The following is a 21,777-nucleotide window of genomic DNA, read 5'->3' on the forward strand; positions in this document are numbered from 1 at the left end:
AGCCCCGGCCGACAACGAAAGTGATGCGGGTGGACGAGAAGGACATGGGCGGCGACCTCCAGTCGGTGCTCATCACCAAGGAAGAGATCGACGCGAAGCTGGCCGAGCTGGCCGCGAAGATCGACGCGGAGTACGCGGGCAAGGACCTGCTCATCGTCGGTGTCCTCAAGGGCGCGGTGATGGTGATGGCGGACCTGGCGCGCGCCTTGTCCACCCCGCTCACCATGGACTGGATGGCGGTGTCCTCCTACGGCGCCGGGACCCAGTCCTCGGGCGTCGTCCGGATCCTCAAGGACCTGGACACCGACATCAAGGACAAGCACGTCCTGATCGTCGAGGACATCATCGACTCCGGTCTCACGCTGTCCTGGCTGCTGTCGAACCTGGGCTCCCGCCAGCCGGCCTCCCTGGAGGTCGTCACGCTGCTGCGCAAGCCCGACGCCGCCAAGGTCGCGATCGACGTGAAGTGGGTCGGCTTCGACATCCCGAACGAGTTCGTCGTGGGCTACGGCCTCGACTACGCGGAGAAGTACCGCAACCTGCCGTTCGTCGGCACGCTGGCCCCGCACGTCTACGGCGGCTGACCGCCCCTCCCGACGTTCGACGCCCCCGGGGACCCGACGGGAACCTGGGGGCGATTCCCGCCGTTGGAGCAGGGAAAGCGGGTCTGTCAGCCGTCCCACGAGGCCGCGGGTGACAATTCAGGGGTACATTCCGAAGAACAGTCTTTACTCAAGCAGCATTTACCTACGGGCAGGAGGGACGGGGTGCCTTGCGCCCCGTATGGATGGACGTGAAGCGATACTTCCGTGGGCCGGTCATGTGGATCGTGCTGGCCGTCCTCGCCGTGGTCGTGTTGATGAATGTCGTCGGCTCCGGCGGCGGCTACAAGTCGGTGGACACCAGCGAGGTCATCAAGGCGATCAACAGTGGCCAGGTGGAGACAGCCAGGCTGACCACCGGCGACAGCCAGATGATCAAGATCGAGCTGAGCCAAGGCCAGAAGCTCGGCAAGCACGACGGCACCAAGTTCCAGGCCAACTACATCGGGGATCAGGGCGTCCAGCTCGCCCAGAACCTCCAGACCAAGTACGAAGCCGGTCAGATCCCCAAGGGTTACTCGGTGACCCCGGACAAGACCAGCCCGTTCCTGAGCGTGCTGCTCTCGCTCCTGCCGTTCGTCCTCATCGTCGTCGTCTTCCTGTTCCTGATGAACCAGATGCAGGGCGGCGGCTCCCGGGTCATGAACTTCGGGAAGTCCAAGGCCAAGCTCATCACCAAGGACACCCCGAAGACGACCTTCGCCGATGTCGCGGGCTCGGACGAAGCCGTCGAAGAACTCCACGAGATCAAGGAGTTCCTCCAGGAGCCGGCGAAGTTCCAGGCCGTCGGCGCCAAGATCCCCAAGGGCGTGCTGCTCTACGGCCCGCCCGGCACCGGAAAGACCCTGCTCGCGCGTGCCGTCGCGGGCGAGGCCGGTGTCCCCTTCTACTCGATCTCCGGTTCCGACTTCGTCGAGATGTTCGTCGGTGTCGGTGCCTCGCGCGTCCGTGACCTGTTCGAACAGGCCAAGGCCAACGCCCCGGCGATCGTCTTCGTCGACGAGATCGACGCCGTCGGCCGGCACCGCGGTGCGGGCCTCGGCGGCGGCCACGACGAGCGCGAGCAGACCCTCAACCAGCTGCTCGTCGAGATGGACGGCTTCGACGTGAAGGGCGGCGTCATCCTGATCGCCGCCACGAACCGCCCGGACATCCTCGACCCGGCGCTCCTGCGCCCCGGCCGCTTCGACCGGCAGATCGCCGTCGACCGTCCGGACATGCAGGGCCGCCTGGAGATCCTCAAGGTCCACCAGAAGGGCAAGCCGGTCGCTCCGGACGTCGACCTGGGCGCGGTCGCCCGTCGCACGCCGGGCTTCACCGGTGCCGATCTCTCCAACGTCCTGAACGAGGCCGCGCTGCTCACGGCCCGCTCGGACAAGAAGCTGATCGACAACCACTCGCTGGACGAGGCCATCGACCGCGTCGTGGCGGGTCCGCAGAAGCGGACCCGGATCATGTCGGACCGGGAAAAGAAGATCACCGCGTACCACGAGGGCGGCCACGCCCTGGTCGCGGCGGCCTCCCCGAACTCCGACCCGGTCCACAAGATCACGATCCTGTCCCGCGGCCGGGCCCTGGGCTACACCATGGTCCTGCCCGACGAGGACAAGTACTCGACCACGCGCAACGAGATGCTCGACCAGCTGGCGTACATGCTGGGCGGGCGCGCGGCCGAGGAGCTGGTCTTCCACGACCCGACGACGGGCGCGGCGAACGACATCGAGAAGGCCACCGCCACGGCACGCGCGATGGTCACCCAGTACGGCATGACCGAGCGTCTGGGCGCGATCAAGTTCGGCGGCGACAACACCGAGCCGTTCCTGGGCCGCGAGATGTCGCACCCGCGGGACTACTCGGAAGAGGTCGCGGCGCTGGTCGACGAAGAGGTCAAGAAGCTCATCGAGACCGCGCACAACGAGGCCTGGGAGATCCTGGTCGAGAACCGCGACGTCCTCGACAACCTGGTCCTCGCGCTGCTGGAGAAGGAGACGCTGGGCAAGGAGGAGATCGCCGAGATCTTCTCGACCATCGTCAAGCGCCCGGCCCGCCCGGCCTGGACCGGCTCCTCCCGGCGCACCCCCTCCACCCGTCCGCCGGTGCTCTCTCCCAAGGAGCTCCAGCTGACGAACTCGGCGAACGGCACCTCGACGGCCACCGCCGTCACGCCGGTCTCCACGGAGAAGGGCATCGAGGTGGTCCCGGAGGACCGCCCCGAGGTCTGATCACCCGGAATGGAAGCAGCGCCCCCCAGGTTCTAGCCTGGGGGGCGCTGTATTTTTCACAGGAACGAGGAAGAGATGACCGACCCAGTGACCCTGACCGGTGACGAGGGCACGATCGGCGAGTTCGACGAGAAGCGCGCCGAGGCGGCGATCCGCGAACTCCTGATCGCGGTCGGCGAGGACCCGGACCGCGAGGGCCTCCTGGAGACGCCGGCGCGCGTGGCGCGGGCGTACAAGGAGATATTCGCCGGGCTGTACCAGAAGCCCGAAGAGGTCCTGACGACGACGTTCGACCTCGGTCACGACGAGATGGTCCTGGTGAAGGACATCGAAGTCATGAGTTCGTGTGAACATCATTTGGTCCCATTTCATGGCGTAGCCCACGTGGGTTACATCCCCTCCACCGACGGCAAGATCACCGGCCTGTCGAAGCTGGCCCGCCTGGTGGACGTCTATGCCCGCCGCCCCCAGGTCCAGGAGCGCCTGACCACGCAGATCGCGGACTCCCTGATGGAGATCCTGGACCCCCGCGGGGTCATCGTGGTCATCGAGTGCGAGCACATGTGCATGACCATGCGCGGCGTGCGCAAGCCGGGCGCGAAGACCATCACCTCGGCCGTCCGCGGCCAGCTCCGCGACCCGGCGACCCGCAACGAGGCGATGTCCCTGATCATGGCCCGCTGAGCGGGTGGGCGACCCGGACGGCTGGGAGCCGCTGAGCGAGGACGTCGGCCGGTGTCTGGAGCTGCTGCTGGCCGGGGACACCGACGCCCGGCGCGGATACCGTGCCCAGATCCCGTACGCGGAGATGAACCACGCGGAGTGCTCGTGCCCGTGCGTGTACCTCCGCGTGGACGCGGACGCCGTGGCAGCGGTACCGGTGGCCGACAGCCCGGTGGTGGCGGGCGGGTCCCTGACCACCGCCGAGGACGTCTACGTCGGTGACACGACGCTCTTCGCCCACGGCGGCTTCCTGGCGGAACTGCAGTTCTGTCACTGGGAAGACCTGGGGCCGCTGGAGCCGCCCGTGTGGGAGAGGCTGACGGCCCACTGAGCCCCCGGCAGGGGCTACGCCCGGGCCGCGCCCTCCGGGGTGTCGTCGTCCTCCGGGAGTTTCAGGACGTGCTCCAGGAAGAGGGCGGCCGCGATGACCGCCGCGCCCGCCAGGACCGAGAAGCCGGCGTACCAGGCCTGGTCGCGGCGGGCCGCGACCTCCAGGGAGTCCATCAGGAGGAAGACGCCCACGCCGCCGTACATGCCCGCCACCAGGGCCGCCACCAGGGCGCTGGCCTGGCCGAAGACCACCGCGCGGGCCGCCATCAGCGGCTGCACGCCCTTGGCGCCGGGGCGGCGCTCGCGCTGGGCCCTGAGGCGGGCGCGCAGGGAGAGGGCCGTCGCGAGCAGCACCACCGCGATCACGGCCAGCACGATCGGCGCGGCCAGGGGGACGCCCGGCAGCGTGCCGTAGGCGTTCCACAGCCGGGCGCCCGCCCAGGACAGGACCCCGGCGACCACGAAGATGCCCGCCAGGACCGCCGGCCTCAGTTGCTTCACTTGCCTGTTCCCCACTTTCAGCGAGTAGCCGTGAACAGGCTACTAACGACTACTCGGGGAGTCGGAGTTCCAGGTCGGGGCGCGGCGTTACACCGCTCAGGCCGACTTCGGCCAGGAGGGACGCGACCGGGCCGTGGCCCGGGATCTGGGCCTCCGGGTCGATGTCGTGCCACGGGGCCAGCACGAAGGCGCGCTGGTGGGCGCGCGGGTGCGGGAGCGTGAGGACGGGGTCGTCGGAGACCACGTCGGCGTACGAGACGATGTCGACGTCGATCGTGCGCGGGCCCCAGCGCTCCTCGCGGACGCGGTCGAAGGCCTCTTCGATGGCGTGGCCGCGTTCCAGGAGGGACGAGGGGGGCAGCGTGGTGCGGATCCGGATGACCGCGTTGAGGTACGAGGGCTGGGAGCCGGGGTCGACGCCCCACGGCTCGGTCTCGTAGACGGGGGAGACGGCCTTGACCCGCAGGCCCGGGGTGTCGCCGAGGGCGTCGATGGCGCCCTGAAGGGTCTCCAGCCGGTTTCCGAGGTTCGCGCCGAGCGCGACCACGGCCCATTTGGGGTTGGAGAGGGTGGTGTCCGCCGCGTCGACCGCCTCTACGACGGACGCGGGTACGGGCTGGACGGTGGGGTCGCTCTGGGCGCTCAGTCCGTGGTTCATGCGCGGCTCCGGGTGATCGTGATGGTCACGTCGTCGAACGGGACGGTGATGGGCGCGTCGGGCTTGTGGACGACGACCTCCACCTGTGCCACCGCTTCGTGCTTGAGGCACTGCTGGGCGATCCGCTCGGCGAGGGTTTCGATCAGGTCGACGGGCTCTCCCTGGACCACGTCGACGACCTCCTCGGCGACCACCCCGTAGTGCACGGTCTTCGCCAGGTCGTCTCCGGCCGCCGCGGGGCGGGTGTCGAGGTGCAGCACGAGGTCGACGATGAAGGTCTGGCCTTCCTCGCGCTCCCTGGGGAAGACGCCGTGGTGCCCGCGAGCCTTGAGGCCGCGCAGTGCGACACGATCCACGCGAATCACTCCTGCTTTCGTAGGTACTTCCGGTCCGGGACTCCCCGAAACCATGGGCCTACGCCGAGTGCGGTCGGCGTCGTCCATCTTCGAATTTACCTGCGATATACCCCGGACCCCGCCCGAGGGGGTCAGGCGGTGTCCTCTTCGTCCTCTTCGTCGGACTCCGTCAGGACGGGAGAACCGTGGTGGGACCAGAGCCGCCAGCCTTCGGATGTGCGTCGGAACACATTCGTGGCGACGACCAGCTGGCCCACCAGCGGGCCGAGCTCGCCGCCGTCCTCGGCGGGCCCGCCGCTGAGGATGTTCTCCGTGCACGTCACCAGGGCGGTGTCGCCTATGACGGCCACCTTGGTGTCGGTGAGGAAGAACTGGATGTACTCGGTGTGGGACATGATCAGCGCGTACGAGCGCAGTACCTCGCCGCGGCCCGAGAGGACCGGCCAGCCCGGGTGCACGCAGGAGATCTCGTCCTCGAGCCAGAGCGCCGACAGTGCGTCGAAGTCCCCCCGCTCCATGGCCTCGTAGAAGGCCGTGTTGACCTCTTCGACCGCTTCGATGTCGGTTCTGCTCACTGGGCTCCTTCTGGGTGTATGCGGCTCACATGGCCCCTTCCACTGCGCGGGCCACCCGAACCGCGTCCGCGGTCGCCCGTACCTCGTGGACCCGTACGGCCCATGCGCCCTGGTGGGCGGCGATGGCGGACACGGCGGCCGTGGCGGCGTCCCGCTCGCGGGCGGGCGGCGGGGTGGAGCCGTCGTCGCCGGCCAGGACCCGGCCGAGGAAACGCTTCCGCGAGGCGGCGACGAGGAGGGGGAAGCCGAGGGCGCGCAACTCGGGGAGGTGGGCGACCAGGGCCAGGTCGTGCTCGGCGTTCTTCGCGAAGCCGAGTCCGGGGTCGACGACGAGCCGTTCGGGGGCGATCCCGCCGGCGACGACGGCGTCGATGCGGGCGCGGAGTTCGGCGGTGACCTCGCCGAGGACGTCCGCGTAGACGGCGAGGCTGTTCATGTCGGAGCTGAAGCCGCGCCAGTGCATGACCACGAAGGGCACTTCGGCGGCGGCGACGGCCGGGATCATGCCGGGGTCGGCGAGTCCGCCGCTGACGTCGTTGACGAGGGTGGCGCCGGCTGCCACGGCCTGGGCGGCGACGGCCGCGCGCATGGTGTCGACGGAGACGGCGATGCCTTCGGAGGCGAGGCCGCGGACGACGGGGACGACCCGGCGCAGTTCCTCCTCCTCGTCGACGCGGGAGGCGCCGGGGCGGGTGGACTCGCCGCCGACGTCGATGAGGTCGGCGCCCTGGGCGGCGAGGTCGAGGCCGCGCTTGACGGCTGCGGTGGTGTCGAACCAGCGGCCGCCGTCGGAGAAGGAGTCGGGGGTGACGTTGACGACGCCCATGACCGCGCAGCGGTCCCAGTCGGGCAGCCCTGTGACGTGGCCTCTGGGGGCCGGCCGGCGGTTGCTGTTCATGGCTCCCAGGGTAGGGCCGCTGCCCCGGCCGGGCGGTGTCCGGGGCAGGGGGCTCGGCCGCGGCTCAAGGATCCGGGGCTCCGCCCCGTACCCCGCTCCTCAAACGCCGGAGGGGCTGGATTTCGGCTGACGCCGGCCGCCGGCGAGGCAATTCCAGCCCCGCCGGCGTTTGAGGCGCGGGGTCTGGGGCGGAGCCCCAGGGCCCGCGCCGTAGCCGGCCCCCCGCCCGCACGCCCGGCGAGGGCCCCGCACGCCCGTCCGAGGGCTACGCGGCCTGGACCTCGCGGTCCGCCTGGCGGACGGCGGTCATGTCGTTGTGCGTGCAGACGCGGACCGGCTTGGGGCGGCGGCGGCTCGCGAACAGCCGCGGCAGGGCCAGCGTGACGAAGCCCTCGGCCTGCATCGCCGCGAAGCCGATGCGGGGCAGGTCGCGGGTGGTGCGGAAGACCACGAAGCGGGGCTCCCAGCGGGGGCGGAACTTCGCGTTGAACTTGTACAGCGACTCGATCTGGAACCAGCGGGAGAGGAAGACCAGCAGGCTGCGCCACATCCGCAGGACGGGTCCGGCGCCGATCTTCTCGCCGCGGGCCAGGGCCGAGCGGAACATCGCGAAGTTCAGGGAGACCTTCTCGATGCCGAGGCCCGGGGAGGCTTCCAGGGAGGCCACGATGAGCAGTTCGTTCATGCCGGGGTCGGCGGCGCGGTCGCGGCGCATCAGTTCCAGCGACATGCCGTCCTTGCCCCAGGGGACGAAGTGCTGGATGGCCTTGAGGTCGCCGAAGGGGCTGGTGTCGCCCTCCTCGACGCGGTGGGCGGTGGCGATGTAGCAGTCGCCGTCGCCCGGGTCGCCGACCCGGCCCAGTGCCATGGAGAAGCCGCGCTCGGTGTCGGTGCCGCGCCAGGCCTCGGCGGCGCCGCGTACCTGCTCCAGCTCCTCTTCGGTCAGCTCGCTGACCCGGCGGACCTTGGTGGTGTAGCCGTTGCGCTCGATGCGCTTCACCATCTGGCGGACATTGCGCATGGGGCGGCCGGAGAGGGAGAAGTCTTTGACATCGACAATCGCCTCGTCACCCAGTTCCAGGGCGTCCAGGCCGGTCTCGCGGGTCCAGACCTCGCCGCCGGTCTCGCTGCAGCCCATCACGGCCGGGGTCCAGGAGTGGGCCTTGGCCTCCTCCATGAACCGCTCGATGGCGCCGGGCCAGGCTTCGACGTCGCCGATGGGGTCGCCGGAGGCGAGCATCACGCCGGAGACGACGCGGTAGGTGACGGCGGCCTTGCCGCTGGGGGAGAAGACGACGGCCTTGTCGCGGCGGAGCGCGAAGTGGCCGAGGGAGTCGCGGCCGCCGTGCTTGGCGAGGAGCTCGCGGAGCTTGGCCTCGTCGTCGACGGTGAGCCGGGCGGCCGGGTGCTCGGGGCGGAAGGCCAGGTAGATGGTGGTCAGCGCGGTCAGCATGCCGAGGGCGCCGAGGGAGTAGCCGACGGTCCAGGACACCCGGCCGGCGTAGTCGACGGGGCCCTCGAAGCCGAAGAGGCCGTAGACCACGTGGGTGATCTGCTCGTACAGGCTCGGGTTGCCGACCACCTTCTCCGGGTGGACGTTGACGATGAGCAGGCCGAGGCCGATGGAACCGGCGCTCATCAGTACGAAGTTGGCGAGCGCCTTCCAGCGGCTGCGCGGGTCGGGCAGCGCCTTGAATTCACTCTGGTGGCGCAGCAGCAGCGCGAGGAGCACCGCCGCGATGATCACGCCGATGACGGAGTGCCGGTACGTGAACTGCGCCACCGCGCCGGCCGGGAGCAGGACGACGGCGGCCCGCCAGGCGCGCCGCTTGTGCCGCTTGAGGCCGTGCGCGAGCAGCAGGAGCAGCACGCCCGCGCTGATGGACATGGCCGCGGCGAAGGGGCCCAGGGAGCCGGGCAGCACCTCGGTCATCGCGTGGATCCGGCTGTGCCGGAAGCGCGGGAAGACTCCCGCCGCGATGTCCAGCAGGCCGACGAGCGTGACGGCCGTACCTACGAGACCGGGGACGGCCTCCGGTCGGGGACCCCGGAGGATTCGACCCACCAGGGTCGGAACCTGTCCGGACTTATCGCCATCTATCCTGCTAGACATCGCTTCCCGTTGCTCCGCGAGAGAATCTTGTGGCCGAAGGCCGCGACAGCCTCCGGTGTGTGGTGCGTCCATTAGGACGACGTCGACGTGGAGCGGGTTCACTCTTCCGTCGGAAATTTCCAGTCCTGCCATCAGAAAGTCGACTGACTGCTCATGGGTCTCACCAGTAACACGGTTCTTGTGCTGGCCGTCCTCGCCGGTGTGCTGCTCTTCGCGGCCACCGTGTGGTTCTGGCCGAAGCTCTCGGGCCGCGGCTGGCGCGCCGTCGCCGGCCGGATCGGGCTCCTGCTGGCGACCCAGCTGGCGCTGTTCTCGGCTGTGGGGCTCGCGGCCAACAAGTCGTTCCTCTTCTACGGTTCCTGGGCCGACCTGTTCGGCCAGGAGACGTCCATGGGCAAGGTCGTCGACCACTCGATGAGCAGCAAGGACATCAAGGTCGTCGACAAGCAGAAGCTGGACGTGCCCGGCGGTGCCAAGCCTCAGGTCGGTGGACAGATCCTGAAGGTTGCCATAACCGGGCAGAAGTCGAAGATAACGAGCCCCGGCTACGTGTGGCTGCCGCCGGAGTACTTCCAGCCGCAGTACAAGGACGAGAACTTCCCCGCGTCGATCGTACTGACGGGCTACCCGGGCACCGCCGAGAACCTGATCAAAGGGCTCGACTACCCCATGAAGGCCTTCAGCCTGTCCAAGGCGGGCAAGATGAAGCCGATGATCCTGGTCATGCTGCGTCCGACGGTCGCGCCGCCGCGCGACACCGAGTGCGTGGACATACCCGATGGCCCGCAGACCGAGACCTTCTTCGGCGTGGACCTGCCGCAGGCGATCCAGGACACCTTCCGGGTCGGCAAGGAGCCGCGGAACATGGGCTTCATCGGCAACTCCACCGGCGGGTACTGCGCGCTGAAGATCGCCGCGCACTACCCGCAGACCTTCGGTGCGGCCGCCGCGCTGTCCGCGTACTACGACGCCCCGGACGACCCGACGACCGGTGACCTGTTCCACGGGGACGCGAAGCTGAAGAAGCGCGCGGACGTCCTGCACAGCATCGAGAACAAGAAGCCGACCGGTACGTCCTTCCTCGTCACCAGCAGCGAGACGGGCGAGCCGAACCTCGGGGACACCAGGAAGTTCATCAAGAAGGTGCAGAGCCCGGACCGGGTCTCCTCGATCATCCTCGACAGCGGTGGCCACAACTTCAACACGTGGCGACGCGAGATCCCGCCGATGCTGGTGTGGATGAGCGGCCGCATCCAGGCCTGACCGGTTCGCTCGCGCTCAGCCCTGATCCGAAGCACCTGTGACCGGCCCGTGCGGGCCGGTCACAGTGCTGTGCGGGACCTGCCGGTCAGGCGCCCGGCGGATCGGCCCGGCGCAGGGCGCGGTGGATGCCTTCCGGGGTCAGCACGCCGACCAGCGCGCCCGAGTCCGGGTCCGTGACGCCGATCCGGCCGGAGTCCTCCTGGAGCAGGGCGGCCAGGGCCTCGCGCAGTGACGCGCCCAGCTGCACGGCCGCCGCGACGGGCGCGCCGTCGTCGGCCGCCACCAGGTCGGCCTTCTCCACCGCGGTGACCGCGAGCCGCTTGAGCCCCCGGTCGGCGCCGACGAAGGAGGCCACGTAGTCGGTGGCGGGAGCCCCGAGCACGGCCGCCGGGCGGGCGAACTGCTCGATGGTGCCCTGGCCGTAGACCGCGATGCGGTCGCCGAGCCGGATCGCCTCCTCCAGGTCGTGCGTGACGAGGAGGATCGTCTTGCGCACGGTGCGCTGGAGCGCCAGGAACTCGTTCTGCAGGTGCTCGCGCACGACCGGGTCCACCGCGCCGAACGGCTCGTCCATCAGCAGCACCGGCGGATCGGCGGCCAGGGCCCGGGCCACGCCCACGCGCTGCCGCTGCCCGCCCGACAGCTGGTCCGGGTAGCGGCTCCCGAACACGGCCGGATCCAGACCCACCAGTTCGAGCAGCTCGGCCGCCCGCGTGCGGGCCCGGGACTTCGGGGTGCCGAGGAGCAGGGGCACGGTCGCCGTGTTCTCCAGCACGGTCTTGTGGGGGAACAGCCCGACCTGCTGGATCACGTACCCGATGCGGCGGCGCAGTTCGACCGGGTCGGCGGCGGCGATGTCCTCTCCGCCGAGCAGGATCCGGCCGGAGGTGGGCTCGATCAGCCGGTTGACCATCTTCATCGTGGTCGTCTTGCCGCAGCCCGACGGCCCCACGAGGGTGACGAGCTCGCCCTCCGCCACCTCGAAGGACAGGTCCTCGACGGCCGTCGTCCCGTCGGGGTAGCGCTTGGTCACGTGCTCGAATCGGATCACCCCGCCATCCTTCCCTACCGTGCCCACCGGTTTGTGAAGGGCGTGTTGCCCCCGTGCGAAGGATTCCGGCCATCGACGGTGCCGGGGGTTATGGTCGGTCACACGTACGATCGGTGACGGGGGGTGAGGGGAATGGCCGGGCAGAGCTGCCTGGTGGCGAACGACTGGATCTGCTGGGAGTACGTGTCCTCCCGCGCCCAGGAGCTCACCGACGCCACGCTCGAACACGTCTGGATCACCGGCGTGTCGGTCCTCATCGGCCTCGCCGTGTCCCTGCCGCTCGCCCTGCTGGCACGTCGCGGCCGCCGCTGGGCGGCGCCCGTGCTCGGCCTGACCACCCTGCTGTACACGATCCCCTCGCTCGCCATGTTCTCGCTGCTGCTGCCCCTGTTCGGACTGTCGGCGGCGCTGGTGGTGACCGGGCTCGTGCTGTACTCGCTGACGATCCTGGTCCGCAACGCGCTGGCCGGCCTGGAGGCCGTGCCCGAGGAGGTACGGGAGGCCGCGCGCGGCATGGGGTACGGCCCGGGCCGGCTCCTGTGGCAGGTGGAACTGCCGCTCGCGCTGCCCGCGTTGTTCGCGGGGGTGCGGATCGCGACGGTGTCCACGGTCGCGCTGACCACCGTCGGCTCCATCGTCGGCAAGGGCGGCCTCGGCAACCTCATCGCGCCGGCGGTGAACAGCTCCTTCAAGGCCCAGGTGCTGACCGCCTCCGTGTTGTGCGTGCTGCTCGCGCTCGTGGCCGACCTGCTGCTGCTCGGCGTACAGCGGCTGCTCACGCCGTGGACCAGGGCCGGGCGCCGGTCCGCCACCGAGGGGGCCTGAGGTGCTGGGTGTGGCGGGGGGTGCCTGGGACTGGCTGGCCGACGGGGCCAACTGGTCGGGGGAGAGCGGTGTCTGGCACCGGCTCGCCGAGCACGTCTGGGTCAGCGGGATCGCCCTGGCGGTCGCCTGCGCGGTGGCGCTGCCCGTCGGCCTGTGGCTCGGCCACCTCGGCAAGGGCGGGGCCCTCGCGGTGAACGTGTCGAACGTCGGGCGGGCCGTGCCGGTCTTCGCGGTGCTGGCCCTGTTCATGGTCTCGCCGCTGCGCAACGCGGGCTACCTGCCGACGATCGCCGCGCTCGTGCTGTTCGCCGTACCGCCGCTGCTGACGAACGCGTACGTCGGCGTGCGCGAGGTGGACCGCGCGGTGGTGGAGGCCGCGCGGGGCATGGGCATGTCCGGTCCCCAGCTGTTCTTCCGCGTCGAACTCCCCCTCGCCCGCCGCCTGGTGCTGACCGGGCTGCGCTCCGGGGCCGTGCAGGTCGTCGCCACGGCCACGATCGCGGCGATGGTCGGCCAGGGCGGTCTCGGCCGGATCATCACGGCCGGCTTCAACACCTACAACACCGCGCAGGTCGTCGCCGGCGCCCTGCTGGTGGCGGCGCTCGCCCTGCTGGTGGAGGGCGCGCTGGTGGCCGCGGAGCGGCTGCTCCCGCGGACGGGCCCGCGCTGATCCCCGTACCTGCTCCCCGTACCTGCTCCACGCCTCTGTCCCCCGCCTCGAACGGAGTTACCCCATGAGCAAGACCACGCGCGTCCTCGGCGCGTCCCTGGGCGCCCTCGCGCTGACGGTGTCGCTGGCCGCGTGCGGCGGCGACAGCCTGGAGAAGAGCAAGGACGGCGGCTCCTCCTCCGGGACCCCCGCCGCGGGCGGCGGGAAGGGCGCCCTGGTGGTCGGCGCCGCCGGCTTCACCGAGTCCAACGTGCTGGCGGAGCTGTACGCGCAGATCCTCAAGGACGCCGGCTACGGCACCTCGATCAAGACGGTCAACAACCGCGAGCTGTACGAGCCGTCGCTGGAGAAGGGCGAGATCGACGTCGTCCCGGAGTACGCGGCCACGCTCGCGGAGTTCCTCAACGCCAAGGTGAACGGCCCGAAGGCGCCGGAGGAGAAGCCGGTGGCGTCCAGCGACGTGGCGGCGACCGTGGCGGGCCTGGAGAAGCTCGCGGCCCCGCTCGGTCTGAAGGCGCTGCCGGCCGGTTCGGCGGTCGACCAGAACGCCTTCGCGGTGACCAAGGAATTCGCGGAGAAGAACAACCTGAAGACCCTTTCCGATCTCGGGAAGTCAGGCCTCAAGGTGAAGATCGCGGCGGGCGACGAATGCGCCGTCCGGCCCTTCTGCGCACCTGGGTTGACCAAGACATACGGAATTCAGGTTTCCGCTATTGACCCGAAGGGAGTCGGCACCCCGCAGGCCAAGCAGGCCGTCAAGGACGGCGCCGACCAGCTGGTGCTCACCACGACCACCGACGCCACGCTCGACAGCTACGGCCTGGTGCTGCTGGAGGACGACAAGAAGCTCCAGAACGCCGACAACGTGCTGCCCGTGGTCAACGCCAAGGACGCCGGGGCCCCGGAGATCGCGGGCGCCCTCGACAAGCTGACCAAGGCCCTCACGACGGCCGACCTCGTCGAGCTGAACCGCAAGGTCGACGCGGAACGCGCGAAGCCGGCGGACGTCGCCAAGGCCTATCTGGAGTCCAAGGGCCTTGTGAAGAAGTAACGGTCACGCGGTTTGCGCACGAAATGACGGGTAACCGCCTGGGAACAGTTTCCCGGGCGGGTACCCCATTCGAGGTCCACGCCCTGTAAATTTCAGGCCATGCCCCGTGGACGCCACCGCAACCCCGAACCCCTGCACCGGCTGCTCACGCCGACGACCGTCGCCGGTGTGTCCGTCGCGAGCGCCGGCGCCGCCTGGCTGCTCGCGGAACCTCTGGCGCTACGGCTGCTCGTGGCCCTCACGGCCGGGGCCGGAATCGCGGGCGCCGTCGTCATGCGGGCCTGGGACCGGGCTGCGGGCCGGCGCGTCGCGGAGCTCGCGCGCGAGCGGGTCAAGGACGAGTGGAAGACGGAAGAGCGGATAGCCGAGCTCGAATCCGACCTCGAAGAGGCCCGGGTGCTGCGCGGCAGGCTCGAAGCCAAGCTGCGCGCCAAGCGGGTCGAACTCGCGGGGCTGCGCGGCGAGCACGCCTCGCTGCTGCGCCGGTACGCGACCGCCGAGACCGAGCGGGCCAGCGCCCTGGAGGGCCGCCGGCTGCTCGCGATCGAGGCCGCCGCCGTCCCGGCCCAGTCGCCCGCGCCGAAGGAACTGCCGCCGGTCACCGAGGAGCTGACCTCGGCGGGCGCGCCGACCGCGGTCGGCTACGCACGGGCCCACGCGGCCATGCTCGCGCTGGCCCGCAAGAAGCCGTCCCGGCCCGAGCCGGACCCCGAGCCCGGGAAGCAGGCCCGCCCGGCGCTGCCCGCGGCCGACAGCCACGCCCGTCCGGCTTCGCTCCCCGCGCGCCGGCCCGCGGCGCCCGTGGCCCCGTACGCCTCCCAGCGGCGCCCGGCCTCCCGGGCCGAGGGCGGCTTCGACTTCTTCGGCACCAAGAACGCGGCGCAGGCCCGCGCGGCCATCGAGGCGGTCCAGAACGAGGACCTGGCCGACGTGGTCGGCGCCGAGGCCCTCGCGGTCCACGAGGCGGAGACCGCGCAGGCCCCCGCGGCGGCGGCGCTGGAGCCGGCCCGGCCGGCCGGCCAGGTCATCGACCTGACGGCCCACGACGAGACCGAGCCGATCGACGTGGCCCGGCTCCGCAGCGCCATCTCCTAGACGGAGTCGAACCAGCGGGCCACCTGCGGGGCCGAGCGGATCGCCGTCGTGAAGTGGTCGGCGTCCGGACCCTGGTCGACGACCCGCGCCCGGACCCCGTGGCGGGCCAGGTCGGCGGCGCAGGCGCGGGTGTTCGCGATCGGCACGTCGGTGTCGGCGGCGCCCGTGTAGAGGCGTACCGGGACGACCGGCTTCCAGTCGCACGCGTCGTCGTTCGCCTTCAGGAAGTCGAGCAGTTCTCCGTGCGGGGCGCGGATGTTCTCGTACCACTCCGGGGTGAGCAGCTCCTGCGGTGTCGCGGGCAGCGCGGCGACTATCTCCTCCTCGTGGTGGCTCCCGTCGAACAGACTTTCCACAGCCTGTGCATAAGGTGCGCGGAACACCTCGGCTGGGTCCTTGTAGAGCGGGTGCAACCGGTTCTGTGCAGTGAGGGCGTACGTGAGGTAGAAGACGGCGGTGCGCGGTGCGACCCGGCCGTCGGTGATGCCGGGGATCTCGGAGCCGGTCAGGTCGTAGGGCCCGGCCATCGGGGCCAGCGCGCGCAGCCTGAAGCCGGAGCCGGGGCGGGAGAGTTCGCGGCCCAGGGCCATCGCCACCTGCCCGCCCTGCGAGAAGCCGGTGGCGTACACGTCCCGGGTGACGGGGCGGCCCAGCCGGTCCCCGGCGGTCCGGGCGGCCCGCAGCATGTCCACGGAGGCGGTGACGGAGGACGCGGTGTCCATGTAGGGGTGGAAGCCGGGCCCGCCGCCGAGGCCCAGGTAGTCGGGGGCCGCGACGGCCCGGCCGGAAGCGGCGTGCAGGTACGGGGTGAACCGGTTGTAGCCGGCCCCGCCCGAAGGGGCGGCGTTCCGGTGGGTGGTGGTGCCGTGGGTGTCGGAGACCAGGTCGAGGCGGTGCGGGCCGCCCTGCGGCAGGACGAAGAGCCCGGTGGCGGTGGTGGGGCGGCCCTGCGGGTCGACGGTGGCGTAGGTCAGCCGGTAGGCGGTGATCCCGTACCGGACGGTGCCGGCGTCCATGCCGAGGCCGGAGAGGTACGCGGCGACGCCGGCGCGGTCGAGGGAGCCGACCGGGGTCACGGAGAGCAGGGTGCCGCGCGCCGCCGTGCCGTGGGAGGCGGCGGCGGGTGTCGTGGGGGCGGCCAGCGCCGCCGGGGCGGCGATCCCGCCGAGTACGGCCGCGAGGGCCACGGCGGCGGCCCCGCGCCGCAGCCACCGCTTCGTGGACGCCGTCTGCATGCGTGTGTGCGTCATGACCCGAACGCTACGGTCGGCCCGCGCGCCCCAACATCCGGGCGGCCCCCGCCGGTTGAGGGGGGCAAACCCCCGCACGGAGCCTCAGGGGAACGCCAGGACGAGCAGCACGGCCACCGCCTCCAGCGCCAGCTGGACGCGGAGCGCGATCCGCGCCTCGCGCGCGGGCGCGGCGACCGCGGCGACGGCGGACACCACCACGGCGGCGAGCAGCGCCCCGAAGGCCCCGATGGGAAAGGGCGCGCACTCGATGTCGTCCACGAAGCAGCGGCCGCCCCTGTCCGTGGCCAGCAGCAGGAACTTCGCCGCGAACAGCGCGGGCAGCAACAGGACGAGGGCCAGGATCGCCCGCGCCCGGATTTGGATCCTGTCCTCCGACGGCGGCGGGGAGACGGTGGCGGGCTGCTGCTTCCAGGTCATGCCCCCATCCTGTGCCGCGGCGGGTGCTACGGGGACCCGGGCGGGTACTCAACCCGTACGGCTCCCGTACTCAGAACAGCGGGAGCTGCCCGGGGTGTTCGGACAGCACGAAGCCGTCCAGCACCGGCGCCGAGGCGCCCAGCACCACGCGGGCCCGCGACCCGGGGCAGGACACCATGTCGCCGCGGCTCCGCCCGGCGGGAGGGTCGTGGCGGGCGATCCGGCCGGCGGTCACGGCGCAGTCGCGGCCGCAGGCGGGGCAGGCCCGACGGGGGGAGTGGGACATGCCCCCCAGTCTGCCCTGCCCCACCGACATCAGCCCTCCTGGGAGGCGAGCCACGCCTCGTGGGCCTGCTGGACCCGGGCCCACAGCGTGACCCGGTCCGCGGGGGTCAGGTCGTCGAGCTCGCGTCCGAAGACGGTCGCCAGCGCGTCGAAGAGCTCTTCGGGGCTGCCCAGTTCCCGCTCGACGGGGCCCTTCTCCGGGTCGATGCGGGTCAGTACCCGACCGCGCAGCAGGTCGATGCCCGTGGCGTCGCGACGCAGCGCGGCGAAGGTGCGGATGAAGGGGGAGTCCGGCGCGGTCGACAGCCGCAGGTGCTCGTCGGCGAAGTCGGCCATCGTCGCCGGGGCGGAGCGGAAGTTCATGACGGGGAAGGGCCCGCCGGTGTTGTGGTAGGTCCAGCCCTGCTCGGCGCCGTCGAGCGGCTGCAGGCGGTAGAGGAACCCGCCCTGCTCGTAGCTGCCCTCGCGCAGCGGCAGCGGTTCGTGCGGGCCGTCGCCGAGTCCGGCGTCGACGAAGTAGGCCTCGCCGTCGACGCGTACGGTCAGCGCCAGGTGGTTCCCGCTGATCTCCCGCACGTCGGGGTCCTCGTAGACCGCGCCGACGTGCCGGGTGACGTCGTACCCGAGCGATTCGAGGAGCGCGGCGAAGGCGCCGTTGAGGTGGAAGCAGTAGCCGCCCCGCCCGGCGCCGAAGCGCCGGGCCGACAGCTCGGGGTCGATGCCCGGCGGGCGGCCCAGCTGGATGTCGATGTTCTCGTACGGGACGCGTTCGAGGTGGGCCCGCTGGAGGGCGAACAGCCCCTCGACGGACGGGGTGTGGGGTCCGGTCGTGCCGAGTCGCCGCAGGTAGCCGTCGAATATGCCAGTCGTGGTGGTCATCAGCCCACCCTAAAGGGCTGATGACCATTCAAGTCGGCTTATGTGTCTACTTGTCGATGTCGCCGACGACGAAGAACAGCGAGCCCAGAATCGCCACCATGTCCGCGACGAGCTGCCCGGGCAGGAGCACCGACAGCGCCTGGATGTTGTTGTAGGAGGCGCTGCGCAGCTTCAGCCGGTACGGGGTCTTCTCGCCCTTCGAGACCAGGTAGTAGCCGTTGATGCCGAGGGGGTTCTCGGTCCAGGCGTACGTGGCTCCCTCGGGCGCCTTGAGCACCTTGGGCAGCCGCTGGTTGATCGGGCCGGCCGGCAGGTCGGCCATCCGGTCCAGGCAGGCCACGGCCAGGTCGAGCGCGTTGTGGGTCTGGTCGAGGAGGACCTCGAAGCGGGCCAGGCAGTCGCCCTCGGTGCGGGTGACCACCTTCAGGACGTCCTGGAGCTCGCCGTAGGCCAGGTACGGCTCGTCGCGGCGCAGGTCGAAGTCGACGCCGGAGGCGCGGGCGATCGGGCCGGAGACCCCGTACGCGTGCACCGCCTCCTGAGACAGGACGCCGACGCCGCGCGTGCGGCCGCGGAAGATCTCGTTGCCGTGGACCAGCTTGTCGTAGACGTCCATCCGCGTGCGGACGTCGGCGATGGCCTCGCGGGCCCGCCCGAGCCAGCCGGCCGGGAGGTCCTCCTTGAGGCCGCCGACGCGGTTGAACATGTAGTGCATGCGGCCGCCGGAGATCTCCTCCATGACGGCCTGGAGCTCCTCGCGCTCGCGGAACGCGTGGAAGATCGGAGTGATGCCGCCGAGTTCGAGGGGGTAGGAGCCGAGGAACATCAGGTGGTTCAGGACCCGGTTCAGCTCGGCGAGGAGCGTGCGCATCCACACCGCGCGCTCGGGGACCTCCATGCCGAGCATCCGCTCGACGGCCATGACCACGCCGAGCTCGTTGGAGAACGCGGACAGCCAGTCGTGGCGGTTCGCGAGCATCACGATCTGCCGGTAGTCGCGGGCCTCGAAGAGCTTCTCCGCGCCGCGGTGCATATAGCCGACCACCGGGTCGGCGCTGACGATCCGCTCCCCGTCCAGGACGAGGCGCAGGCGCAGCACGCCGTGCGTGGAAGGGTGCTGGGGGCCGATGTTGAGCACCATGTCGGTGCTCTCCGCCGCGCCGCCGATGCCGACCGTGGTCTCCGTCATGCGGGCATTGTCTCAGCCCTAGGGTGTGGGGATGGATACGGGGACAGTGGGTGAGACGGCGTCGCCCGGGTGGGTGGGGCTGCCGGGCGGGCTGCTCGCGCTGCGGCGGGTGCTGCTGGCGGTCTGGACGGTGCTGTTCGCGGTGGCGACCGGTGTCCTGGCCGGCCTGCTGGCGGGGCCGGCGTGGGCGGCCCTCGCGCTGGTCTGGCCGGCGGCCGCGGCCTGGGGCTGGGTGCTGCTGGGCCGGAACTGGCGGTCCTGGCGGTACGCCGAGCGCGCGGACGACCTGCTGATCAGCCGGGGCGTGCTGTGGCGGGAGCAGACCGTGGTCCCGTACGGGCGGATGCAGCTGGTCGAGGTGACCTCGGGACCGCTGGAGCGGCGCTTCGGGCTGGCCTCCGTACAGCTGCACACGGCGGCCGCCGCCACGGACGCCAAGATCCCCGGCCTGGCCCCGGCCGAGGCGGAACGCCTGCGCGACCGCCTCACCGCCCTCGGCGAGTCAAGGTCGGCAGGCCTGTGACCTCCGGTCCGGCGGACGAAACCCCGCCGCCCCCCGCCCCTGCCGGCGCGGCCCCGCCGCCCTCCGCCCCTGCGGGCGCGGCCCCGTCGGCCTCCGGCCCTGGGGGTGCGGCCCCGCCGCCCTCCGCCCCTGCGGGCGCGGCCCCGTCGGCCTCTGGCCCTGGGGGTGCGGAGCCACCGCCCCCCGCCGAGCCCGCCGCCGGCGGGGGGCGGTTGCACCCCTTCACCCCGTTGCGGCGGGCCTGGGTGCCGATCGCCGCCACCGTCGGTGTCATGGCCCAGCAGGGCGACCGCGCCGGGGAGTGGATCGCGGAGCTGTCCGCCGGGCTCCGGGTGGCGGGCGTGCTCGGGCTGGTCCTGGTCTTCGGCGCGTACGGGTTCCTGAGCTGGTGGTTCACCCACTACGCCATCACCGACACCGAGCTGCGCATCCGCAGCGGGCTGATCTTCCGCCGTACCGCGCACATCCGCCTCGACCGGATCCAGGCGGTCGACGTCACCCGGCCGCTGCTGGCCCGGGTGGCCGGGGTCGCCACCCTGCGGCTCGACGTGATCGGTACCGAGGCCAAGGACGAGCTGTCCTTCCTCGGCGAGCGGGAGGCCGTCGCCCTGCGCGCCGAGCTCCTCGCCCGGGCCGCCGGCTTCGCCCCCGAGGAGGCGGTGAGCCTGGGGCAGGCGCCCGAGCGGGAGCTGCTGCGGGTCGGGCCGCGCGACCTCGCCTTGTCCATGGTGCTGAGCCTCGGCTCCTTGGCCGTGCTGGCCGCCGGGCTGCTCGCGCCCGTGCTCGTGTGGTGGTTCAGCCGCAGCCCGTGGGTGGCCCTCGTCGTTCTGCTCCCGGTGTTCGGCGCGCTCTGGAAGGGCAGCGGCGGCCGCTTCCTCACCGAGTACGACTGGACGGTCGCCGAGTCCCCCGACGGGCTGCGCCTGGACCACGGGCTGCTGGACCGGGCCCACGAGACGGTGCCGCCGGGCCGGGTGCAGAGCGTACGGATCGTGGAGCCGCTGCTGTGGCGGCGGCGCGGCTGGGTCCGCGTGGAGCTGGCCGTGGCGGGCTCGAAGAACGGGCTGCTGGTCCCGGTGGCCTCGCGGGCCGCCGCCCACGCCGTGATCGCCCGGGTCCTGCCGGGGGCGGACCTCGCCGCGCTCTCCTTCACCGGCTCCCCGCGGGCCGGCGCCCGCTGGGTGGTCCCGGTGTGGTGGAAGGGGTACGCCCTGGCCGTCTCCCCGGAGGTGTTCGCGACCCGGCACGGCCGGCTGTGCCGGCGTACGGAGATCGTCCCGCACGCCAAGGTGCAGAGCGTCCGGCTCACCCAGGGCCCCTGGGAACGGGCCCGCGGCCTGGCCGACGTCCACGTGGACACCGGCGCGAACGGCACGGTCACCGCCCGGCTGCGGCCGGCGGCGGAGGCGTCCGGGCTGCTGCACGCGCAGGCCGAGCGCTCGCGGACCTCCCGGGCCTCGGCCCGTCCGGACCGCTGGATGGCCTAGGGCCGGACGGGGGGTCGCATGGGGCACACGAGGTAACTGTCCGATTACGGGAAGAGAGTATCGGCCGCTACGGGTAGCGAAGGGGGCGGCGGATCCTCGACCTGGTCCGCGCCCGCCGAACCCAAGGAACAGCACATGCACCCGACCGCTTCCCGCTTCGCGCGTACCGCCCGCTTCGCCGTTCCGGCCGTGGCAGCGCTCACCGCGACGATGGCCTTCGCCGGCCCGGCCTTCGCCGACCCCGCACTGGTGACGCGCAACGGCAGCCAGATCCTGTACACCGCGCAGCCCGGGGAGACGAACACCGTCACCTTCAGCAGCGTCGGCGGACTCCTCCAAGTGGAAGACAGCACGAGCAATCTGATCCCCGGCCCGGGCTGTGCGCGGTTCAACAACGATCCCCACATCGTCCGCTGCGGATCGGCGGGGAGCGTGTCCCGCATCCAGGCCTCGCTGGGCGACCGGAACGATACGGCCACCAACAGCACGTCCATCGCGAGCGACATCACCGGCGGGGAGGGCGACGACAAGATCTACGGCGGCAGCGGCCCCGACCGGCTCCTCGACTCCGACGGCTGGAACGCCGCGCCCGGCTCCAACACCTTCGAAGGACGGGGCGGCAACGACACCATCATCAGCCGCAACGGCGGCTTCGACAGGGTCGATTGCGGTGAGAGCCCCTTCGACTTCGATGTCCTGCTGGCCGATGCGGCCAGCCTGGACACCGTCGTCCCGAACACCTGCGAGTTCGTCCAGCGCAGCTAGTGCCGTGTGACCGGCCGGCGGCGGCGCGGGTCAGCCCGCTCCGCCG

24 protein-coding genes are annotated in these 21,777 nt (G+C 71.5%); 12 read left to right on the forward strand and 12 right to left on the reverse strand.

Features of this window, described 5'->3' with window-relative positions:
- Nucleotides 1–23 precede the first annotated feature (23 nt).
- The 4 genes from hpt to AB0O21_RS02625 all read left to right on the forward strand — a co-directional run bounded on the left by hpt (nucleotide 24) and on the right by AB0O21_RS02625 (nucleotide 3,878).
- Nucleotides 24–584: a hypoxanthine phosphoribosyltransferase gene (gene hpt, locus AB0O21_RS02610; protein ID WP_362394741.1), complete on the forward strand. Its 561-nt coding sequence runs from the start codon at nucleotides 24–26 to the stop codon at nucleotides 582–584.
- Nucleotides 585–787: 203 nt separating this feature from the next.
- Nucleotides 788–2,824: an ATP-dependent zinc metalloprotease FtsH gene (gene ftsH, locus AB0O21_RS02615; protein ID WP_365165257.1), complete on the forward strand. Its 2,037-nt coding sequence runs from the start codon at nucleotides 788–790 to the stop codon at nucleotides 2,822–2,824.
- 75 nt (nucleotides 2,825–2,899) lie between these two features.
- Nucleotides 2,900–3,508 carry a GTP cyclohydrolase I FolE gene (folE, locus tag AB0O21_RS02620; protein ID WP_365165259.1) on the forward strand — a complete coding sequence of 203 codons (609 nt, stop codon included), beginning with the start codon at nucleotides 2,900–2,902 and terminating at the stop codon, nucleotides 3,506–3,508.
- 4 nt (nucleotides 3,509–3,512) lie between these two features.
- The gene (locus AB0O21_RS02625) at nucleotides 3,513–3,878 is read left to right on the forward strand and encodes a hypothetical protein (protein WP_365165261.1); all 366 of its coding nucleotides are present in this window, start codon (nucleotides 3,513–3,515) and stop codon (nucleotides 3,876–3,878) included.
- Between the two features lie 14 nt (nucleotides 3,879–3,892).
- On the opposite strand, the gene AB0O21_RS02630 is transcribed toward AB0O21_RS02625, so the two are convergent.
- The 6 genes from AB0O21_RS02630 to AB0O21_RS02655 form a co-directional block, all read right to left on the reverse strand.
- The gene (locus tag AB0O21_RS02630; protein ID WP_365165264.1) at nucleotides 3,893–4,378 is read right to left on the reverse strand and encodes a DUF3180 domain-containing protein; all 486 of its coding nucleotides are present in this window, start codon (nucleotides 4,376–4,378) and stop codon (nucleotides 3,893–3,895) included.
- Nucleotides 4,379–4,427: 49 nt separating this feature from the next.
- Entirely contained in the window at nucleotides 4,428–5,036 is a 609-nt protein-coding gene (gene folK / locus AB0O21_RS02635) for a 2-amino-4-hydroxy-6-hydroxymethyldihydropteridine diphosphokinase (protein ID WP_365165266.1), read from the reverse strand.
- Nucleotides 5,033–5,392 (reverse strand): dihydroneopterin aldolase, encoded by a 360-nt coding sequence (gene folB, locus AB0O21_RS02640; RefSeq protein WP_030010912.1) that lies wholly within the window; start codon nucleotides 5,390–5,392, stop codon nucleotides 5,033–5,035. Before folB ends, folK begins: the two co-directional genes overlap by 4 nt.
- Nucleotides 5,393–5,523: 131 nt before the next feature.
- On the reverse strand, nucleotides 5,524–5,967 hold the full coding sequence (locus AB0O21_RS02645; protein ID WP_365165270.1) for a nuclear transport factor 2 family protein: 444 nt from the start codon (nucleotides 5,965–5,967) through the stop codon (nucleotides 5,524–5,526).
- Nucleotides 5,968–5,992: 25 nt separating this feature from the next.
- Complete coding sequence (gene folP / locus AB0O21_RS02650; RefSeq protein WP_365165272.1) at nucleotides 5,993–6,865, reverse strand: dihydropteroate synthase; 873 nt, start codon at nucleotides 6,863–6,865, stop codon at nucleotides 5,993–5,995.
- A gap of 265 nt (nucleotides 6,866–7,130) precedes the next feature.
- Complete coding sequence (locus tag AB0O21_RS02655) at nucleotides 7,131–8,978, reverse strand: phosphatidylglycerol lysyltransferase domain-containing protein (RefSeq protein ID WP_365165275.1); 1,848 nt, start codon at nucleotides 8,976–8,978, stop codon at nucleotides 7,131–7,133.
- A 153-nt stretch (nucleotides 8,979–9,131) separates the two neighbouring features.
- On the opposite strand from AB0O21_RS02655, the gene AB0O21_RS02660 reads away from it, so the two are divergent.
- On the forward strand, nucleotides 9,132–10,241 hold the full coding sequence (locus AB0O21_RS02660) for an alpha/beta hydrolase-fold protein (protein ID WP_365165277.1): 1,110 nt from the start codon (nucleotides 9,132–9,134) through the stop codon (nucleotides 10,239–10,241).
- 85 nt (nucleotides 10,242–10,326) lie between these two features.
- Here AB0O21_RS02660 and AB0O21_RS02665 read toward each other — a convergent pair whose 3' ends face one another.
- Nucleotides 10,327–11,292, reverse strand: coding sequence for an ATP-binding cassette domain-containing protein (locus tag AB0O21_RS02665; protein ID WP_365165280.1), 966 nt, complete (start codon nucleotides 11,290–11,292; stop codon nucleotides 10,327–10,329).
- Nucleotides 11,293–11,424: 132 nt separating this feature from the next.
- Between AB0O21_RS02665 and AB0O21_RS02670 the strand changes: the two genes are divergently transcribed.
- The 4 genes from AB0O21_RS02670 (at nucleotide 11,425) to AB0O21_RS02685 (ending at nucleotide 14,933) form a co-directional block, all read left to right on the forward strand.
- Nucleotides 11,425–12,117 (forward strand): ABC transporter permease, encoded by a 693-nt coding sequence (locus tag AB0O21_RS02670; protein WP_365165282.1) that lies wholly within the window; start codon nucleotides 11,425–11,427, stop codon nucleotides 12,115–12,117.
- Between the two features lie 4 nt (nucleotides 12,118–12,121).
- A complete protein-coding gene (locus tag AB0O21_RS02675) occupies nucleotides 12,122–12,787 on the forward strand; it encodes an ABC transporter permease (RefSeq protein WP_365165446.1) in 666 nt (221 codons plus the stop codon).
- A gap of 64 nt (nucleotides 12,788–12,851) precedes the next feature.
- Complete coding sequence (locus tag AB0O21_RS02680; RefSeq protein ID WP_365165285.1) at nucleotides 12,852–13,838, forward strand: ABC transporter substrate-binding protein; 987 nt, start codon at nucleotides 12,852–12,854, stop codon at nucleotides 13,836–13,838.
- A 99-nt stretch (nucleotides 13,839–13,937) separates the two neighbouring features.
- On the forward strand, nucleotides 13,938–14,933 hold the full coding sequence (locus AB0O21_RS02685; RefSeq protein ID WP_365165287.1) for a hypothetical protein: 996 nt from the start codon (nucleotides 13,938–13,940) through the stop codon (nucleotides 14,931–14,933).
- On the opposite strand, the gene AB0O21_RS02690 is transcribed toward AB0O21_RS02685, so the two are convergent.
- From AB0O21_RS02690 to AB0O21_RS02710, 5 genes are all read right to left on the reverse strand, one after another.
- On the reverse strand, nucleotides 14,930–16,183 hold the full coding sequence (locus AB0O21_RS02690) for an alpha/beta hydrolase (RefSeq protein ID WP_365165290.1): 1,254 nt from the start codon (nucleotides 16,181–16,183) through the stop codon (nucleotides 14,930–14,932). The two genes, AB0O21_RS02685 and AB0O21_RS02690, sit on opposite strands and share 4 nt — an antisense overlap.
- An 84-nt stretch (nucleotides 16,184–16,267) precedes the next feature.
- Complete coding sequence (locus AB0O21_RS02695) at nucleotides 16,268–16,603, reverse strand: hypothetical protein (protein ID WP_365165292.1); 336 nt, start codon at nucleotides 16,601–16,603, stop codon at nucleotides 16,268–16,270.
- Between the two features lie 70 nt (nucleotides 16,604–16,673).
- Nucleotides 16,674–16,889, reverse strand: a complete 216-nt coding sequence (locus AB0O21_RS02700; RefSeq protein WP_365165294.1) for a hypothetical protein — start codon at nucleotides 16,887–16,889, stop codon at nucleotides 16,674–16,676.
- 29 nt (nucleotides 16,890–16,918) lie between these two features.
- Complete coding sequence (locus AB0O21_RS02705; protein ID WP_365165296.1) at nucleotides 16,919–17,767, reverse strand: arylamine N-acetyltransferase; 849 nt, start codon at nucleotides 17,765–17,767, stop codon at nucleotides 16,919–16,921.
- 46 nt (nucleotides 17,768–17,813) lie between these two features.
- Nucleotides 17,814–18,956: an NADH-quinone oxidoreductase subunit D gene (locus AB0O21_RS02710; protein WP_365165298.1), complete on the reverse strand. Its 1,143-nt coding sequence runs from the start codon at nucleotides 18,954–18,956 to the stop codon at nucleotides 17,814–17,816.
- A gap of 31 nt (nucleotides 18,957–18,987) precedes the next feature.
- On the opposite strand from AB0O21_RS02710, the gene AB0O21_RS02715 reads away from it, so the two are divergent.
- The 3 genes from AB0O21_RS02715 (at nucleotide 18,988) to AB0O21_RS02725 (ending at nucleotide 21,731) form a co-directional block, all read left to right on the forward strand.
- Entirely contained in the window at nucleotides 18,988–19,479 is a 492-nt protein-coding gene (locus AB0O21_RS02715; protein WP_365165301.1) for a PH domain-containing protein, read from the forward strand.
- 212 nt (nucleotides 19,480–19,691) lie between these two features.
- Nucleotides 19,692–20,966 carry a PH domain-containing protein gene (locus AB0O21_RS02720; protein ID WP_365165304.1) on the forward strand — a complete coding sequence of 425 codons (1,275 nt, stop codon included), beginning with the start codon at nucleotides 19,692–19,694 and terminating at the stop codon, nucleotides 20,964–20,966.
- A 135-nt stretch (nucleotides 20,967–21,101) separates the two neighbouring features.
- The gene (locus AB0O21_RS02725) at nucleotides 21,102–21,731 is read left to right on the forward strand and encodes a hypothetical protein (RefSeq protein ID WP_365165307.1); all 630 of its coding nucleotides are present in this window, start codon (nucleotides 21,102–21,104) and stop codon (nucleotides 21,729–21,731) included.
- Nucleotides 21,732–21,777: the final 46 nt, after the last annotated feature.

This window comes from Streptomyces sp. NPDC091371 (genome assembly GCF_040684275.1).
Lineage (GTDB): Bacteria > Actinomycetota > Actinomycetes > Streptomycetales > Streptomycetaceae > Streptomyces.